The following is a 17,948-nucleotide window of genomic DNA, read 5'->3' as shown; positions in this document are numbered from 1 at the left end:
CCGGCTCAACCTTTAAGCTAATCATGCCCTGGGCTGGGATCTCAGTTGCCGGGCGGGGACCCGCCCGGCTGAACATTACGCCTGACGCTTATCTTCCGTATTGGTATCGAAGTCGCTCGCCGCGTGGCGTTCGTGGAGCTGCTCGTTCAGCTCGCCGCTGGTGCGGTTAACGATACGGCCGCGCTTAACGGCATGGCGATTCGCCAAGTCTTTCGCCCAGCGCTGCACGTTTGTGTACTTCTCTGCATCGAGGAACTCGGCGGCGTTATAGACGCTGCCAAGCGCCACGCAGCCGAACCACGGCCAGATGGCGATATCCGCGATGGTATACTCTTCCCCCGCCACGTAGCGACCGCGCGCCAGCTGTTTATCCAGCACGTCGAACAGGCGCTTGGCTTCCATGGTGAAGCGGTCAATCGCGTATTCAATTTTTACCGGCGCGTAGTTGTAGAAGTGGCCAAAGCCGCCGCCGAGGAACGGCGCTGCGCCCTGCAGCCAGAACAGCCAGTTCAGGGTCTCGGTGCGTCCAGCCGGATCTTTCGGCAGGAAGTGACCGAATTTCTCTGCCAGATAGAGCAGGATATTGCCGGATTCAAAGACGCGCGTTGGCGGGTTCGTGGAGTGGTCACGCAGCGCCGGTATTTTCGAGTTCGGGTTCACCTCAACAAACCCGCTGGAGAACTGATCGCCCTCGCCGATGCGGATCAACCATGCGTCGTACTCCGCGCCCGTCACGCCCAGCGCCAGCAGCTCTTCGAGCATAATCGTCACTTTCTGACCGTTCGGTGTTCCGAGAGAGTAAAGCTGCAGCGGGTGGGAGCCCACGGGCAGATCTTTCTCATGGGTCGCGCCGGAAATCGGGCGGTTGATGTTGGCGAACGCGCCGCCGCCGTTCTTTTTCCATTCCCATACTTTTGGTGGCTGATACGTGTTGTCTGACATGTTGGCCTGCCTTTTGAGTGATGTGTTGAGGCAGTGTAGCAGGAGATTTGTGAAGCGTTTAACGAACTGAGCGTAATCGATCTGCCGCTATTCCTTCCGGCGCTTATATATAACAAATCCGGCATAAGCTTAATCGAAAATCGCATTTTCATAATTAATGCGTAAACCGATAAAGCTGAATATGATGCTTCAACATAAATAAAAGATGCAGTAATAAACACTTTATAAGGCAAGGAGTTAGTGAGATGCGCAAGCTTCTGTTATCGGCAGTGGTCGTTTCGCTCGCGTTAGGCCTGGCGGGCTGTGATGATGCGAAAAATAAAGAGACAAACAGTGCGGCTGCGGCAAAAAACGACGCGCCAAAAGAGGGCGGTTCGCTAATTATTGGAATTACCTCCGGCGACCCGTTAGCCGTTAATCCGCTCTATGCCAGTGACCGTACGACGTTAACGATCATGCAGGCGCTCTATGCCCCGCTGTACAGTTTTAATAACGGCAACATTGAGTGGGGCCTGGCGGAAAGCCTGACGCCTTCCGCCGACAACCTGAGCTATACCCTGACGTTAAAACCCAACCTCAAATGGCAGGACGGCCAGCCGCTGACGGCGGACGACGTGGTCTTTACGTTCAATAAGCTGCTGGATGCCAAACAGCACAGCTTCTTCCGCAGCATGTTCACCTACGGCGACAAGCCGGTACAGGTGAGCAAGGTGGATGAGCGCACCGTCAAATTCACCCTACCGCAGGTCAGCGCGGCCTTTACCGGCACCCTGGTACAAATCTACCCGATCCCGCAGCACGTGTTCGCCGGTGAAGGCGACCTGGAAAAGAGCAGCAAAAACGATGCGCCCGTGGGTTCTGGCCCGTTCAAATTCAAAGAGTACCGCGCCGGGCAATATTACGCCCTGACCCGTTTTGACGATTACTGGAACGGCAAAGCGAAGCTTGATTCGGTCACCTACCGTTTCGCCAAAGACAGCAACGCCGCCAACCTTGCGCTGCAAAACGGGGAAATCAACCTCAAGATGGTTGACCCGCAGGACGTGAACCGCCTGAAAAATACCGGTAAGTTTGACTTCGTGGTCTATCCGGAAGGCCGTCTGGCCTATATGACGTTCAACCAGAACGTGCCGGTGATGAAGAGCAAAGCGCTGCGCCAGGCCATCGCGTATGCCATCAACAAAGACGAGCTCACCCAGACCGCCTTTACCTCGCTGGACTACGCTAAACCGGCGACCTCCTTCCTGACGCCAGATACGCTTTACAAGACGGATGACGTCGAGCAGTACAAGTTCGATCTGCAAAAAGCCAAAGAGCTGCTGAAGACGTCCGGCGCGCCGGACAATCTCAAGCTGCGCCTGGCGTATGTGAACACCAACAAAACCCAGGAGAGCATGGCGCTCTACATTCAGCAGGCGCTGAAGGGCATTGGGGTGAACGTGGAGCTGATGCCGCTGGACTCCAACGCCATGTCTCAGCGCAGCCTCGATATGAACAACACCGCGTGGGAGCTGAACCTGGGCGGCTACATCATGGGCTCCGAGCCGGACGGTTACAAATCGCTGTTCATGAGCAACGAAGCCTATAACTACGCGCACTACAAAAATCCGCAGTTTGATGCCCTGTGGGATAAAGGCGCAGTGGAAACCGACGCCGCAAAACGTGCCGATATCTACAAGCAAATTCAGCAGACCGTGGCGAACGATATGACCTACTACCCGATCGCCTACACCAATGCGACCGTCGCGGTGGACAAGCGCTTCGGCGGCACCCAGGAAGCGGAGCCGAAACCGGTCTATCTGTTCCAGGATCTGTCAAAAATCTATCAGAAATAAGTGATTGCCCCGGCCGTCAGGTCGGGGCCTTGGTAAGGGCACGTCGTGAACACACTCCTCACGCGTCGGCTGCTGCAGCTGCTGCCGATGCTGTTTTTTATTTCACTGGTGGCGTTTCTGCTGGTCAAGCTCGCGCCCGGCGATCCGGTGGCGGCGTACATTACGCCGCGTATGGCCCCGGAAGATATCGAGCGTATTCGCCAGAGCCTGGGGCTGGATAAGCCGCTGGTCACGCAGTACGTCCTGTGGCTGAAAAACGTCCTGCAGGGCGATCTCGGCTATTCGCTGATTTATCACCGCCCGGTGCTGGAGATGATCGGCGAACGCATACCGGCCACGCTGGGGCTGATGGGCGCGTCGCTGATGATGGCGATCGTGCTGGCGATCCCGCTGGGGCTGCTGGCGGGGGCATTTAAGCACCGCTGGCTGGATCATCTGCTGAACCTGTTCGCCTATATTGGCATTTCGGTGCCGATTTTCTGGTTCGGCATCCTGCTCATCACCATTTTTGCCGTGCAGCTTAACTGGTTCCCCAGCATGGGGATGCGCACCATCGGCATGGAGGATAACGGGCTGGATCTGCTGCGTCACGGCGTGCTGCCGTGTATTGCCCTCACGTTCTACAACCTCTCCAGCTACGTGCGCTACATCCGCTCCAACACCATCTCGCAGCTCTCGGCCGACTACGTTCAGACCCAGCTTGCCTACGGCGCGACGCGTTCCAGTATTCTGTTTCGGCACGTTCTGAAAAACGTGCTGCTGCCGGTGATTACCCTGTTCGGGCTGTCGTTCGGAGAGCTGATTGTGGGGGCCTATGTGACGGAAAGCGTCTTCTCCTGGCCGGGGATGGGGCTGCTCGGGATCCAGTCGATCGCCTCGCTGGATTACCCGCTGATTATGGCGATCATCATGCTCTCGTCGATGATGCTGATCGTCGGTAACCTGATCGCCGACGTGCTTTATCGCTTCGCCGATCCCCGCATTCGTACGCTGAGGTAACCCGGATGAGCAGACGCTGGCAGCAGGTTCGTCACCAGCTGCGCCGCAACCGTCCGGCGCAGTTCTCCCTGTTTGTGCTTTTTATTTTCGTTGTCGCCGCGCTCTGTGCGGGGTTAAGCCCGTACGATCCGGATCAGATGGCGCTCGGCGCGCGCACGTTGCCGCCGGATGCCGCGCACTGGTTTGGCACCGACGAATACGGCCGCGACTACTTCACCCGCGCGCTGTATGGCGGCCAGATCTCCCTGATGGTCGGTTTTCTCGCCATGCTCTTTTCCACGCTTATCGGCACGGTGGTGGGAACGGTGAGCGGCTATTTTGGCGGCTGGCTGGATAACCTGATGATGCGCGCCGTGGATATCCTGATGGCCATTCCGGCCTTCTTCCTGCTGCTGGTGGTGAATGCCTACCTCAAGCCGGGCGTGGATAACATCATTCTGATTATCAGCCTGCTGACGTGGATGAACATGTCGCGTCTGGTGCGTGCTGAAACCCTGTCGGTGAAAGAGCGCGAGTACGTGCTTTATGCCCGCGCGTCGGGGGAGCATCCGCTGCGCATTATCGCGCGCCACATCATTCCCGGCGTGCTGCCGACCATTATCGTGGCGGCCACGCTTAATATCGCCTCGGCCATTCTGATGGAGTCAACCCTCAGCTTCTTAGGGCTGGGCGTGCAGGCGCCCGCGGCGTCGTGGGGAAGCATGCTTAACAACGCGCAGTCTTATATTGGCGAAGCGTCGTGGCTGGCGATGTTCCCCGGCATTCTGATCCTGCTGACGGTGTTCAGCTTTAACGTGCTGGGCGATGTGTTCCGTACCGCCTTTGAGCCGGGAGCGAATCGCGATGAGTAACTTATTAGCGCTTGAGAACCTGCAAACCACGTTCCGCACGCGCGAGGGCGAGGTTCACGCGGTGCGCGGCGTGAGCTTTCAGGTTCAGCCGGGCGAACTTGTCGGCATCGTCGGCGAGTCGGGCTGCGGGAAAAGCGTCACCTGCAAGTCGATTATCCAGCTTCTGGGGAGCAACGGACGGATAACCGGCGGCAGCATCCGCTTCCAGAATGAGGATCTGGCGCAGAAAACGCCCGCGCAGATGCGCGCCATTCGCGGCAACGAGATCGCGATGATTTTTCAGGATCCGATGACCGCCCTGAATCCGGTGCTGACCATCGGCAAGCAGATGGCTGAGATCCTGATGCGCAACAAAGGACTCAGCAAAAAAGCGGCCAAAGCGGCGGCCATCGCCATGCTGGAACAGGTAGGCATTGCCGAGGCGGAACGGCGATACGACCAGTATCCCCACGAGTTCAGCGGCGGGATGCGACAGCGGGTGATGATCGCCATTGCGCTCTCCTGCAACCCGAAGCTTCTTATTGCTGATGAGCCGACCACCGCGCTGGACGTGACCATTCAGGCGCAGATCCTGCGCCTGCTGAAAAGCCTGCAGCAGCAGACCCGGACCGCGATTTTGCTGATCACCCACGATCTCGGCGTGGTGGCGCAGGTCTGCAGCCGCGTGGTGGTGATGTACGGCGGGCTGGTGATGGAGGAGGGGAGCGTAGAGGACATTTTTTATCGCCCTGCGCATCCTTACACCCAGGGGCTGCTGGCCTCGCTGCCGCGCCCGGATGAGGTCAATCAGCGTTTATCGCCGATCGAAGGTTCGCCGCCTGGCCTGCTTAACCCGCCGCCGGGCTGTCCGTTCGCGGAACGCTGCCCGAAACGCATGCCCCAGTGTGAACGGCAGCCCGCATTTTACACCGCCGGAGAGGGCCATCGCGCCGCCTGCTGGCTATGGGCAGACAAGGAGATTCAGGCATGAGTGAACAACTGGCGCCATTAGTGAGCGTGCGCGATCTGCGCAAGCACTATCCGCTCAACGGCGGTTTGCTGCGTAAAGGCGTGGCCGTGAAGGCGGTTGATGGCGTGAGCTTTGATATCCAGCCCGGCGAGACGTTTGGCCTGGTGGGGGAGTCAGGCTGCGGAAAATCTACCCTCGGGCGCGCCATCCTGCGCCTTTTCGATATCACCTCGGGTGAGATCCACTTCGCCGGGCAGGCGATTGCCCACGCCCGTGAAAAAGAGCTTAAGCCGCTGCGTAAACGGATGCAGGCGATTTTTCAGGATCCTTACTCCTCGCTCAACCCCGGTATGACGGTGCGACAGCTGGTGGCCGAGCCGATGCAGATCCACGGCTACAGCCGCGAAGAACAGCGGGAACGTACGGAAACGCTGCTCTACAAAGTGGGGCTGAAGCACGAGCACCTTGAACGGTTCCCGCATGAGTTCAGCGGCGGCCAGCGTCAGCGCATCAGTATCGCCCGCGCGTTGTCCGTGCATCCTGAATTTGTGCTGTGCGATGAGCCGCTCTCTGCGCTGGACGTCTCGGTGCAGGCGCAGGTGGTGAATATTTTACAGGATCTGCAGCAGGAGCTGGGGCTAACCTATCTGTTCATCGCCCACGATCTCTCCATGGTTCGCCATATCTCCAGCCGCATTGGGGTGATGTATCTCGGCAAACTGGTGGAGGTGGCCCCGGCGAATGAACTGTATCAACGTCCGGCGCACCCTTACACCCGCGCGCTGCTGGCGGCGGTTCCCCAGCCCGATCCGCGCATCCGCAATCTCGAAGACGCCACCCTGCGCGGCGACATTCCCGGCCCCACGTCCGCGCTGCCGGGCTGTAAGTTCTGCAGCCGCTGCCCGCACGCCATGCCGGTTTGCCAGACGCAGGAGCCTGCCATGCGGGAGATCGCGCCAGGGCATTTCGCGGCATGCTGGCTGTTTAACATGTAGTTAATGCGCCGCGCAGGTGTATGATAAATGTCCCTCTGTCAGGTTAATTACAACGTGCAGACGACGACAACCCTTAAAAAAATTGCCGCCTGCCTGTTTTAGGTTGGATACATGCGTAAAGGAAAGTTAAGCAGTGATGCGCCATTCGGGACATTGTTAGGCTATGCGCCCGGTGGCGTGGCGATTTACTCTTCAAATTACGGCAGTCTGGACCCGCGAAAATACCCGCAAGACGCGGATTTTCGCAGCTATATCGGCAACGAATACATGGGCCACAAGTGGCAATGCGTTGAGTTTGCCCGCCGTTTCCTGTTTCTCAACTATGGCTTCGTGTTTACCGACGTCGGCATGGCGTGGGAAATCTTCTCCCTGCGCTTTTTGCGCCAGGTGGTGAACGATAACATTCTGCCCCTTCAGGCTTTTGCCAACGGTTCAAAACGCGCGCCGCGCGCCGGGGCGCTGCTGATCTGGCAAAAGGGCGGCGAGTTTCACGAGACCGGCCACGTGGCGGTGATCACCCAGCTTCTCGACGATAAGGTGCGTATTGCGGAGCAGAACGTGATTCACTCCCCGCTGCCGCTCGGGCAGCAGTGGACGCGCGAGCTGCGTCTGAGCGTGGAGAACGGGTGTTACACGATCCATGACACCTTCAACGACACGGAGATTCTCGGCTGGATGATCCAGACCGACGACGCGGAACACAGCATTCCCCAGCCGGAAATCGACGGCGAACTGCTGAAAATCAGCGGCGCGCGGCTGAAAAACAAACGTCAGTTCGACGGCAAATGGCTTAACGAAAATGACGCGCTGCAGCAGGCGTATATCCGCGCTAACGGCCATGTGATCAACAAAGATCCCTGCCAGTACTTCACCATTACCGAAAGCGCCGAGCAGGAGCTGATCAAGGCCACCAACGAACTGCACCTGATGTACCTGCACGCGACGGACAAGGTGCTGAAAGACGACAGCCTGCTGGCGCTTTTCGACATCCCGAAAATCCTCTGGCCGCGCCTGCGCCTCTCCTGGCAGTGGCGTCGCCACCATATGATCACCGGTCGTATGGATTTCTGCATGGATGAGCGAGGCATTAAGGTCTACGAGTACAACGCCGACTCCGCGTCCTGCCATACCGAGGGCGGGCTGATTCTCGAAGAGTGGGTGAAAAACGGCTATCGCGGCAACGGGCATAACCCGGCGGAAGGGCTGCTGGAAGAGCTGACCGGGGCGTGGAAGCACAGCCACGCGCGGCCGTTCGTCCACATCATGCAGGACAACGATGTCGAAGAGGACTATCACGCGCTCTTTATTCAGCGTTCGCTGATGCAGGCCGGGTTCGAGACCAAAATTCTGCACGGGCTGGAGGCGCTCAGCTGGGATGCCGCCGGACAGCTGATTGACGACGAAGGTCGCCACGTCAACTGCGTGTGGAAAACCTGGGCGTGGGAAACGGCGATAGAGCAGATCCGCGAGGTAAGCGAAACCGAATACGCCGCCGTGCCGATCCGCACCGGACATCCCGAGGGCGAGGTGCGCCTGATTGACGTCCTGCTGCGCCCGGAGGTGCTGGTCTTCGAACCGCTGTGGACCGTTATTCCCGGCAACAAGGCGATTCTCCCGGTCCTGTGGCAGCTGTTCCCGAATCACCGTTATCTGCTCGACACCGATTTTGGGGTTAACGATCTGCTGAAGCAGACCGGCTATGCCGTCAAGCCGATTGCCGGACGCTGCGGCAGCAATATCGATCTCATCAGCGCCCAGGACGAACTGCTGGATAAATCCAGCGGCAAGTTTGTCGACCGCAAGAATATCTACCAGCAGCTGTGGTGCCTGCCGAAGGTCGACGGCAAGTACATACAGGTCTGCACCTTCACCGTGGGCGGGAACTACGGCGGAACCTGTCTGCGCGGCGATGACTCGCTGGTGGTGAAGAAAGAGAGCGATATCGAGCCGCTGATTGTGGTGAAGGACTCGCTATAAAAATCCCCCCGCAGGGCTGAGGATTGCCTACAAAATAATGCCTGCAAGGACGGCCCCCTCTCCCCTGAGGGAGAGGGCTGGGGTGAGGGGGAACATACGGCTCAGGTCACGTTATGTTCCTTGCTACAAAATACTGTGGATCCCTCAACCCGCAGGGTCTCCTGCGGGGGCTTTTTGTTACTGCTCTTCCTCTTCCTGCTCGTTGATCTTCAGATCGATGATGCGGCCAATCTGATCGTGGTACACCGTCAGCAGGTTGTACTGGCTCATCTCGGAGATGATCTGCGGTGAGACGTTAAAGCTGCGGGCCAGCTCCTCCTGGTGAAAATAGCCCGGCTGGCGCCGCCTCACGTTGGCGCGACGGCGGTTGTACTGATACCACAAAATCAGCAGCCAGCCGTTGAGCGCGGCAAACAGCAGGTAGATCAACACCGTATTAAAGGACGCGATAATCACGCTCCAGCGGTGGTCGCTCTCATCGGTTAGCTGCATCCACAGACGGGCATACAGGAAAAACAGAAATCCTCCCCACGCCACCAGCGTTAGCGCGGCATCAAAAAGACGCGGCAAGAGCCGATGCTCGGTCAAAATTAAGGTATTTTCGTTCATTAAATGCTCCCTTTTCCCCGGTCCGGACTGATCCAGCGCGCGCGGGCGCGCTGGCGTTTAAGCATGACTTTTGGAAATGCGACGAGGGTGGTGAACAGGCCGATCATCCAGTACACCATCGGGAACCAGATCACCCAGAAAAGCGAGCTGGCCACTTTTCGTTCATAGCGCCGCTCGATGTACAAGCTGACCAGGAACTGCAGCAGGCACATCACGCCCAGCAGCAGCCCGGTAAACTCCGGTGGAAAAAGGCTCTCCACGGTCAGCCTGGCGGGAACAGGCGCAACCTGGCTGAGGAGGAACAGCAGCACCGTCATCGCGTACGCGAAGGCCCACAGCGTTGACAGCGCGTACTCCAGAAACAGCGGCCACATGCGGTGATGCTCCCAGCGCACGATCCTGCGAAGGTTAACCAGAAACACCTCCGCGCCCCCCTGGGCCCAGCGCAGGCGCTGTTTCCACAGGCCCCTCAGCGTCTCCGGCATCAGGATCCAGCACAGCGCCCGCGGCTCAAAAAAGATATCCCAGTGGCGCAGCTGAAGCTTCCAGCTGATGTCGATGTCTTCGGTGATCATGTCCGGACTCCAGTACCCGACGTCCGCCAGCGCCTGTCGGCGAAACGCGGCGATGACGCCGGAGACGGTAAAGACCCGGCCATAGATCCGCTGCGTCCGCTTGATGAGCCCAATAATGGAAGAGAACTCGCCCACCTGAATGCGGCCAATCAGCGTGGAGCGCGTGCGAATGCGCGGGTTCCCGGTAACCGCCCCGACGTGGGGGTACTGAATCAGCGGGGCCACCAGATAAGCGGCGGTATCGCGGTCGAGCAGGGCGTCGCCGTCAATGCAGACCAGCAGATCGCCCCGCGCCGCCGCGGCTCCGGCTTTAAGCGCCAGCGCTTTCCCCTGATTTTCCGCGAGGTTAATCACCCGCAGGCGCGGCTGTTCCTGCGCCAACTCCTGCAGCACTTGCGCGGTGTTGTCAGAGGATCCGTCGTTGATGGCGATAACTTCTATATTTTCATACCGCTGATCCAGCGCGGCGCTGATGGTCTCCCGGGCATTTCGTCCCTCGTTGAAGCAGGGGATAAGAATGGAGATGAGCGGCTCACCGGCGAGCGTCGGGGCGGGCGTGTCTTTATCCCACGACCAGTGGCGTTCAAGCTGAAACCAGAAATAAAGGCCGCCTGTTATCCAGAGTACCGACATGAACAGCGGCCAGAAGAACACGAAATCCAGAATCAGTTCGCCGGTAAAGAGGGCGGCCACGCCTAACGGCAACCCGAATACCAGACATAAAATAGAGAAGGCGATAATGCGATCAGTCATTGTCAGGGTACCAGTACGAAGAAAATTCAGGCCTGATGCGTGAGATATCAGGTTGATTGTTGAGGAAGTCGTCGGGGTAGTAACCGTAGTTTTTGACGCCGTTCAGCTGGAGCACGCGCATCCACTGCGCAAGCTGGCTGTCGGACACGGCGCGCTGCGGTTTCTGGTCCCAGTCCCTGGCCTGCAGCTCGAAAATGGTTTTATCAAGCGCGCCGGGGCGTGCGGCGACCGCGTTAACCAGACGAGTCAGCCAGGCATCGCTCTCGTCTGCCGGAACGGACTCCATCAGCGGCATGGCCATCGGCACCGTCCAGTCGTACTCCGCCAGAAAATCATCAAGATTCTGCGCGAACCACGCCTCGCTTTCGGGCTGCAGAATGGGTAAGGCGAACATATTGCGCGCGGTTTTTATCTGCGGGCCGCGGATATGCTTCACCGCCAGGCTCAGGGCGTGGGTAAACCCGATGAGCGTCTGGCTTTTCTGGCTCGTGGTGTTCTGACCGGCATCGTCCACGTCCGTCAGCGCCGCATCGTCATGGAACAAAACCCCGTTGAAGCTGGCATAGCGGGCCAGATCTTCATAGATGTCCGTCACCTGCTGGCGCACCTGCGGGTCCCACGGGGAAAGCCGGATGTAGGGCTCGGTGGCTTCTTGCAGCTGGCCGGTTTGACGATCCCGGCGCTGCACGCGCGGCAGGGAAGGATCGAGATCGAACGAGAGCACCGGCATCCACGCGAAGACTTTTACCCCGGCGCGGGTTTGCAGCTGCCAGGCGACAAAATTAAAGAGATCGGCCCGAACCGGCAGCCGACGGTTGGGGAAATAAAGCGCCTTGATCCTGCCGTCGCCCTGCGGATCGGCAAACGCCTGCAGGAAAACATGGCTGATCTTCATGTCGTAAACCCGCTGGATCAGCCTGTTGATGTTTTGGGTCTGCTGGGCCGCATCGGGATCGTAAACGTAGTCGAGATCGATGTGCATGACGCGCACGGGATCGCGCTCCTGAACCTGGCTGACCGTGCTGGCAAACGCCTTGAGCGAGGGATTCCCGGCGATCAGCAGGCGGGGGATGTTGCCCAGATCCTGCACGTTCCCCAGCCCGTCCTCAAGGGTGAAGGCCAGCCGGTAACCCTGCTGTCTGGCGATAGCGAGCGACGTACCGCTGGCGGCGCCGTAGGGCCAGACCCAGGCGCGCGGCGCTTTGCCCGTCACCTGCGTGATTTTTTCAGTCACTTTACGAACGTCATCGCCGATCCGCTGGCTGAACTGCTGGTCGGTTTCATAGCGACCCGTGGCTTTGTCATAAAAGCGATTGGCGATGGCCGGCTCGCGGCTGCCCTGCGGGTTGGCCGGAATGCCGTAATGCGAGGCCCAGGTATGCGATCCGATTTCAATCAGCGGAGACTGGCTGAGCTCGCGCACCATGTCCCACGTCGCGAAGCGATCCCGGGGCGTCATCAGGCCGCCAAAATTCACCTTTTGATGGGCTGGCGTATCGACCCAACTGCCCACCGGCGCCCACAGCGCGGGGACGTTCCAGGCCTGAAGCAGCGGCCAGACGCGGGTGTAAAAGCTGCTGTAGCCGTCGTCAAAGCTGAGCAGAACGGCTTTTGGCGGCAGCGTTTTTTTCCCGTCATGCGCGTCAAGAATGTCCTGCACGCTGATGGCGTGGTAGCCGTTGTGCAGCAGCCAGCTTATCTGCTCGTTTAACGCGCTGGTGCGAACGGAGAGATAGCGCTGATCGGCGGCATCGTCTTCGACGTCGTGGTAGGCCAGGACCAGAAACTGGTTCTTCGGCCAGGGTTTACTCGCCTCCAGTTGCGGCCTCTCTTTGGGCGCAATGAACGAGATCGCCTGCGCGCAGACGCTCGCGCTGAGGCAGAGCCAGCCGAGGAGTATCAGGCTCACGGAAAAACGTGTGTTCAGCATATTCATCCTTAAAAGCGTAAAGTCGCGTCAAACGTGACGGAGAGATTGCTCTCGCGTTTGCCGTCGTAAGGGCGTTTATCCCAGTTCAGCATCACGCCGGTATCAATAACGTTGTTCCACTGGACGCGCTGTCCGTAACCCAGCAGGGCGATGGCGCCAGCGGACTGATTTTTCTGCCAGTAGCTGCCGCCTCCGACCACGAACTGCTGGCTCCAGAGTGTGTCGTAATGGCGGTACATTTCATGGTCAACGGCCAGGGCAGCCGTCACGGACAGATCCCGCGCCGGGTTGTAGTAGAGCGTGTCGCGCAGGCTGTTTTTACTGGCGGCGATCCCCGGCTCGAGATCCAGCGTCAGGGACGGGGTCTGCCAGAGACGCTCCTTGCCCGTGAGGGTATATTCCTGGCGACGGTTATGGTCGGAGAAGCGGCTGAGGGCGGCGCTGAACTGGTACTCACGCCGCTCGTTTTGATACCAGCGCACCCCACCTTCACCCCGGTTGGCGCTAATGCCGTTGCGTAACGCCCGAAGGGGCGTAGTGCGCGACAGGCGTTCCAGGCTGCCGCTGACCTGCCAGCTATCGTTCACAAAGTACGTTGTTGCGAGGCGAGCGCCCGGCTTGTTTTCGCCGTGATAGCGGTTGCTGGAAAGCTCGGCTTCGAGCTGGAGGTCGCGTGGTCGCCACTCGACGCCGCCCAAAAGGTGACGGCTGGTGCCTTTGCCTTCATCGAAATTACTCTGCGCGTAGCGGGTACCCGCAAACAGCCGCCAGCTGTCCGCTACGGGTGGGCCATAGAGCGTGGCGTCCCAGCTCAGGTCGTGCGTCCCGCTGACGGGGCTATCGGAGTGCAAACCCTTGCTCGCGTTGAGGCGCAGCTCGGACATGTGGTGGACCGTCCTGAGCCTGTCGAGACGCCTGGCGCTGCGGTCGGCAGGCGCGCGGGCAAGCACGTCGTCGGCCAGTAAATCCATCTGTCGCCACTCCTGTAGATCCATTGCGACGTAAGCCTGCTGTTGCTCTAGCTCTGTATTGGACGGCTCCAGCGCCTCCGCCTTTTTCAGCGTTTGCTCGGCCGCACGCGGCAGGCCCCGCGCCTGAAGCAGGGTGGCGTAGTCAATCTGTAATCCCTGATTGCCCGGCGCCGTTGTCGCCAGACGGTGCGCCAGCTTTTCGGCTTCCGGCAGGGCATTCGTCGCCAGCAAATAGTTAAAGCGGAGCGACTGCCCGGTAAGCCACCGATCGTTCGGCTGAGGGGTAGGGGAGCCGAAATCGTAGCGGGTCCACGGGACGCTGCGGGTCTGGCGCTCAGCATATCGGCGGGCGGATTGATAATCTCCCGTATCCAGCCAGGCGTAGAAAAGCGCGTGCTCCTCGTCCTGCGGGTCGGAAGCGTATTGCGGATAGCGTTGCAGAAGCGCGAAGGCGGCGGCCGCGTTTTTCTCCTGAAGATACGCGGAGATGACCCAGCCGATTGCCCAGCCCGGCATCGGATGCTGCTCAGCCGTCAGCGCCTGATATTCACGGATGACCTGCGGGTAATCACCATGCGCATACAGCGCGCCAAGCCTGTCGATACGCGCCAGGACGACGTCTTCCGCCGCCTGCGGATCGTTTTGCCAGCGGGAAAGCAGGGCGTCGTAACGATTCAGCGCGGTTTGCGCAAGCTGCAGGCGCTCCTTTTCTGTTCTGCCGGGCACATCGGCGAGGCGAACCCGTTCGGCGGCGGCATTACGCTCAAGACGGCGACGCTCCGCGGGGGACAGCGTGACGCTTTGTGAAAGCTGCAGCGCGGGGGTGTTCACCCGGCTATCCGTTAGCGCGTCGATCAGCTCGCTGAGGAGCGCTTTATTCTCAGGCGCGATATTCAGCGCGCGCGAGTCTGCCAGAAGCCGATCCCAGCTTTTTCCCTGGCGTAACCAGACATACGAGAGCGTCTCAAGATGTGCCTGAGAAGGATTTTCCGCTACCAGCCGTTGGGCTTCCTGCAGGGCAAGCGTGTCCATGCGGGCATCGGCGAGAGTTTTTATGTAGCCGATACGATACTCGTCGTTGTCCGGCGCAAGGCTACGCGCCTCTTTCCAGCGCGCCAGGGCTGGCTGCCAGGCTTTTTTATTCCGCCAGGATTGCGCGACGGCAGCAACGCCGCGGGCGGGCAGCGGCATATAAATACCGTAACGCTGCCAGACCTGAATAACCTCGTCATCATGACCTGCCCAGGACGCAACCTGTAACCAGTCCGCAACGTGTTCTGGCGTCAGGGCATGCTGCTGCTGATAACGCTGAAGATAATCGAGAAACGGCGAGTAATTACCGTTACGCGCCTGTTGAATCTGTTGCTCATAAACGGATTCAGTCGCCTGAGCCAGAACAGGAAAGAGGAATAACAGAAACAATAATGTTGGGGCGCGATAAAAGAATAACGTATTGAAGCGAAGCGATCTTTCCATATCTATTTGCCATTTGTTTATCATGAATCCATTGCATAACACGGCCGCCTTTAAACTCAGGGTTAAAGGCCATAAATGAGAACATTAAATCTGAATGCAGTGATGTTACGGGGTACTTACCTAAAGGTAATTATGGATCCTTATCTCAGTGGACTGGGTGAAAGCTAATGTACACCTGATATGTTGCCGGATAAATATGTTGAAATGGGGCTGTGTTGTTTTGAGATAATTCTGTATCGAGTGGTTTTTGGCGGTTTTATTGAAATGATTGATTATTTGTAAGTAATTGAACTATATGTTTTTTATTTATATCGTGACAGCTTTGTATATATTTTCAATGTGGTTTACTTGCCTCAATTAAAGTACTTTCTGGTGCATGTTTGGGAAGTTTCATGACAAAAACTCTTAATGTTTAGAGAAGTGACTTTTCTGCGATTGTTTTTTATTTATAATTAATGGCAGCCATTGAATGATAGTCTGCAGGAAGTCTTACTCATCAATGTCTGTATTGAGGGATGTCCAAAGCCAGAATACATTTATCGTTAATATAACAGCGCTATAAAACGAAGGCGGCCTTCTTTGCGAGGGATCGTGCTTGCTTTAATCTAAAAGGGATGGTTAGTGGCAACTTCAATTGTTTTAGTGACTCAGGATCGCTACCTTGTCAGAGGGATGCGGATATTTTTCCCGGATATTATCCTGCTCGACTCGATTGACAGAAACATATTTGATAACGGTGCAGATGAATATTCTGTATTGATTGATAGTCGTTCTCCGCTCCGTTTATATGATTACCTGATACGCCATCCAGCCAGAACGAAAAAAACAATCTGCTGCGTTATGCTCGATATGCGACACCGCGAGGAGAATCTGCTCAGTATGAAGTTATTTATGAACACGTCGCTGACCGCGCCGGATATGGCGTCGTTATTTAACCTGGTGCTTAATATGAAGGGCAGGCGCCTGACCACGAAGTGGCTGCTTAACTTACGGCTTAGCACACACGAAGCGATCATGCTGCGGTTGCTGAGGGCAGGGATGCCGATGGAAGCCATCGCCGATGAGCTGAATACGTCGGTCAAAAGCCTCTATCGCAAACGAACGGCGCTCTCGGAACGCCTGGGGGCGGAGAACTTCAACGAGGCGTGTTTGTTTATCTTTAAAAACAAACTGCTGGACGCAGGTGGGAACGATCCCTAGGGGGGGAACCAAAAGCATAGAACTGACTTGCGGGTGGTATTCTGAGTTTTAAGAAAACTGGACGGTGACGACATCCTTGTTTTAGCTATGGATTTACTCTGGCTCAAAACGAGAGAAAGGGCGTTGTAATGGACACGGTTGAAGAGACTGGTTGGAAATTTTTCTGATGCTACATGATGAGCAAGAATTGTTAGATTACCTCACTGAGAATTACAGTGACCGTAAATCTCCGGCAAAGAAAGAATGGACCTTCCAGGAGCATTTCAATCTCATACCTGAAGATCTTGAGGACATGCTGCTTGACCTTTTCATCCGGTACGGAATTGAGTAGAGCAACTTTGTGATGGACCATTATTTTGAACCGGAGCTGTTTTGGTTTCAGTTTCGGCTCAGAAAAAAATTCCGCGATCGGCAGTACAAACCGCTATCTACCGGCGGATGTAAGGTGGCAGAAAATGAGCGGGTGGCGGTTGGATTTTGGGGGAGAGGAAACGCGTATTATAATGAAAAACGAATGGTATCTTCTGCTCTTTAACCCCGTTTATGAACTGCCAGAGGCTAAGCCATGTGTTTTATCCTGAGCGGGTGATACCAGAAGGAGACTCCTGGAAGTGATTGAAAAATTTAAAAGGACGTTAGAAATGAATAAATTTCTGTCTGGTCTGTGTGTTGTTTCTTTTTTTTATTTTTCTTCAATAGGTTACGCGCACTCTGCGGGGCTAAATAAAGTTCAGGTTAGTATCAAACCCAGCAGCGCTAATGGAGGATATATCCCGGTAATTTCTGATGCAGATGAAATCGAGCCTTCTGATTTCAGGGAGTCGGATCTACAGGAGATGCAGGATGGCCTGAGGAAGATGAAGTCCGACAACCGCAAAGTCGATGAACTAACTCAGAAGGTTTTACAGCTTGAGAGAAAGAATTCTGAGCAGGAGAGTAAGATCGAGCGATTGCAAAGAAGCCTTGATGACATGAAGCGGAGCAATGACAACCTTTCAAATCAGGTCAGCAATTTATCCGGCAAAATTAAGTGATAAAAAAGAGCCACCGCCTGTATTAACTTACCGGGCTATTAGCGTAAGCGTGCCTGCATTAAAGCCACGCTTATCAGCGCCCAGAAATCGGCCGTAGCCATAAAGCAAAAACCCAGCCATAGGCTGGGTTTTCTAAATAGTGGTGCCCGGACTCGGAATCGAACCAAGGATTCGTTTCTATAGCAACGAAATCACCTAATAACAGTAAGTTACCTTTATGCTTCGATTCCGAATGTACCACTACTCCGTACCACATTCAAGAGCACTAAAGCTGACGATCTTACTACTTATCCTTGTTGGATTCAGCAGCCTTCAGTTTGTCATACATATCTTTGGCCTTGAATATGGTTGAAGGATCCACCTTATCCATAACCTTATCTGCGAATGCATCAATATGTTTATCTAACTCACCATCAAGCTTAAGTTTATCATTAACCATTTTCTTCACTTCGTGCTTAATGATTTTCTCTTTTACTGTCTCAGGTAATAGTTTATCTCGTATGTCAGTCAAAAAGCTCATCAACCTTCTCCTTTGCTTTCCCTTTAACTGCATCGTCTATACAACCTGCCACTGCTACAAGAGCTGCGGCGATTACAGCCATGTCATCGGTATACCCGAGTATCGGGGTTAAGTCGGGGATAATATCTATCGGTGACACTAAGTAAGCCAGCGCGCCGTAGATGGTTGCTCTGTGTGTAGTTGTGCAGTTGTCACTTTCTAAGCCGTAATACAAACGGAATACCTGCTCAAGTGAATCTTTTCCGATAGTTTTACAGTATTTCTTTACTTTCGACCAAAAACCGCTCTCGTTGTAGTCACCAATATCGATCTTGCCTGTATCATCCATTAAC

15 protein-coding genes are annotated in these 17,948 nt (G+C 56.4%); 8 read left to right on the top strand and 7 right to left on the bottom strand.

All coding sequences use genetic code 11. The annotated features are described in order from the left end of the window. Nucleotides 1-75 precede the first annotated feature (75 nt). On the bottom strand, nucleotides 76-942 hold the full coding sequence (gene yghU / locus LBF07_RS07680; protein ID WP_094935321.1) for a glutathione-dependent disulfide-bond oxidoreductase: 867 nt from the start codon (nucleotides 940-942) through the stop codon (nucleotides 76-78). A gap of 245 nt (nucleotides 943-1,187) precedes the next feature. Here yghU and LBF07_RS07675 point away from each other — a divergent pair, with 245 nt between their 5' ends. The 6 genes from LBF07_RS07675 (at nucleotide 1,188) to gss (ending at nucleotide 8,548) form a co-directional block, all read left to right on the top strand. Beyond that, complete coding sequence (locus LBF07_RS07675; RefSeq protein WP_033146640.1) at nucleotides 1,188-2,777, top strand: ABC transporter substrate-binding protein; 1,590 nt, start codon at nucleotides 1,188-1,190, stop codon at nucleotides 2,775-2,777. A 45-nt stretch (nucleotides 2,778-2,822) separates the two neighbouring features. Further along, the gene (locus LBF07_RS07670; RefSeq protein WP_033146639.1) at nucleotides 2,823-3,776 is read left to right on the top strand and encodes an ABC transporter permease; all 954 of its coding nucleotides are present in this window, start codon (nucleotides 2,823-2,825) and stop codon (nucleotides 3,774-3,776) included. Between the two features lie 5 nt (nucleotides 3,777-3,781). After that, entirely contained in the window at nucleotides 3,782-4,627 is an 846-nt protein-coding gene (locus tag LBF07_RS07665) for an ABC transporter permease (protein ID WP_094935322.1), read from the top strand. Continuing rightward, nucleotides 4,620-5,597: an ABC transporter ATP-binding protein gene (locus tag LBF07_RS07660; protein ID WP_094935323.1), complete on the top strand. Its 978-nt coding sequence runs from the start codon at nucleotides 4,620-4,622 to the stop codon at nucleotides 5,595-5,597. Before LBF07_RS07665 ends, LBF07_RS07660 begins: the two co-directional genes overlap by 8 nt. Next, the gene (locus LBF07_RS07655; protein ID WP_069303302.1) at nucleotides 5,594-6,571 is read left to right on the top strand and encodes an ABC transporter ATP-binding protein; all 978 of its coding nucleotides are present in this window, start codon (nucleotides 5,594-5,596) and stop codon (nucleotides 6,569-6,571) included. Before LBF07_RS07660 ends, LBF07_RS07655 begins: the two co-directional genes overlap by 4 nt. Nucleotides 6,572-6,682: 111 nt before the next feature. Then, on the top strand, nucleotides 6,683-8,548 hold the full coding sequence (gene gss / locus LBF07_RS07650) for a bifunctional glutathionylspermidine amidase/synthase (protein ID WP_094935324.1): 1,866 nt from the start codon (nucleotides 6,683-6,685) through the stop codon (nucleotides 8,546-8,548). 177 nt (nucleotides 8,549-8,725) lie between these two features. Here the strand turns inward: gss and pgaD are convergent, their stop codons facing one another. From pgaD to pgaA, 4 genes are read right to left on the bottom strand one after another with little or no spacing between them, the layout of a single operon-like run. After that, nucleotides 8,726-9,157 carry a poly-beta-1,6-N-acetyl-D-glucosamine biosynthesis protein PgaD gene (gene pgaD, locus LBF07_RS07645; RefSeq protein WP_094935325.1) on the bottom strand — a complete coding sequence of 144 codons (432 nt, stop codon included), beginning with the start codon at nucleotides 9,155-9,157 and terminating at the stop codon, nucleotides 8,726-8,728. Beyond that, nucleotides 9,157-10,485 (bottom strand): poly-beta-1,6-N-acetyl-D-glucosamine synthase, encoded by a 1,329-nt coding sequence (gene pgaC / locus LBF07_RS07640; RefSeq protein WP_059347680.1) that lies wholly within the window; start codon nucleotides 10,483-10,485, stop codon nucleotides 9,157-9,159. Before pgaC ends, pgaD begins: the two co-directional genes overlap by 1 nt. Beyond that, the gene (gene pgaB / locus LBF07_RS07635) at nucleotides 10,478-12,415 is read right to left on the bottom strand and encodes a poly-beta-1,6-N-acetyl-D-glucosamine N-deacetylase PgaB (RefSeq protein ID WP_094935326.1); all 1,938 of its coding nucleotides are present in this window, start codon (nucleotides 12,413-12,415) and stop codon (nucleotides 10,478-10,480) included. Before pgaB ends, pgaC begins: the two co-directional genes overlap by 8 nt. A gap of 8 nt (nucleotides 12,416-12,423) precedes the next feature. After that, nucleotides 12,424-14,862, bottom strand: coding sequence for a poly-beta-1,6 N-acetyl-D-glucosamine export porin PgaA (gene pgaA / locus LBF07_RS07630; protein ID WP_094935327.1), 2,439 nt, complete (start codon nucleotides 14,860-14,862; stop codon nucleotides 12,424-12,426). 672 nt (nucleotides 14,863-15,534) lie between these two features. On the opposite strand from pgaA, the gene LBF07_RS07625 reads away from it, so the two are divergent. Then, nucleotides 15,535-16,062, top strand: a complete 528-nt coding sequence (locus LBF07_RS07625) for a helix-turn-helix domain-containing protein (protein ID WP_045403948.1) — start codon at nucleotides 15,535-15,537, stop codon at nucleotides 16,060-16,062. Between the two features lie 641 nt (nucleotides 16,063-16,703). Continuing rightward, nucleotides 16,704-17,096, top strand: a complete 393-nt coding sequence (locus LBF07_RS07620) for a hypothetical protein (RefSeq protein ID WP_094935328.1) — start codon at nucleotides 16,704-16,706, stop codon at nucleotides 17,094-17,096. Between the two features lie 283 nt (nucleotides 17,097-17,379). Here the strand turns inward: LBF07_RS07620 and LBF07_RS07615 are convergent, their stop codons facing one another. Further along, nucleotides 17,380-17,616, bottom strand: coding sequence for a hypothetical protein (locus tag LBF07_RS07615; protein ID WP_224435138.1), 237 nt, complete (start codon nucleotides 17,614-17,616; stop codon nucleotides 17,380-17,382). After that, a complete protein-coding gene (locus tag LBF07_RS07610) occupies nucleotides 17,600-17,944 on the bottom strand; it encodes a YkvA family protein (RefSeq protein WP_176690040.1) in 345 nt (114 codons plus the stop codon). The genes LBF07_RS07615 and LBF07_RS07610 overlap by 17 nt, the downstream gene beginning before the upstream one ends. Nucleotides 17,945-17,948 lie beyond the last annotated feature (4 nt).

This window comes from Enterobacter cloacae complex sp. ECL352 (assembly GCF_020149545.1).
GTDB lineage: Bacteria > Pseudomonadota > Gammaproteobacteria > Enterobacterales > Enterobacteriaceae > Enterobacter > Enterobacter asburiae_B.
Note: the sequence above shows the minus strand (reverse complement) of the source record. Positions and strands in the feature narration are given on the sequence as shown.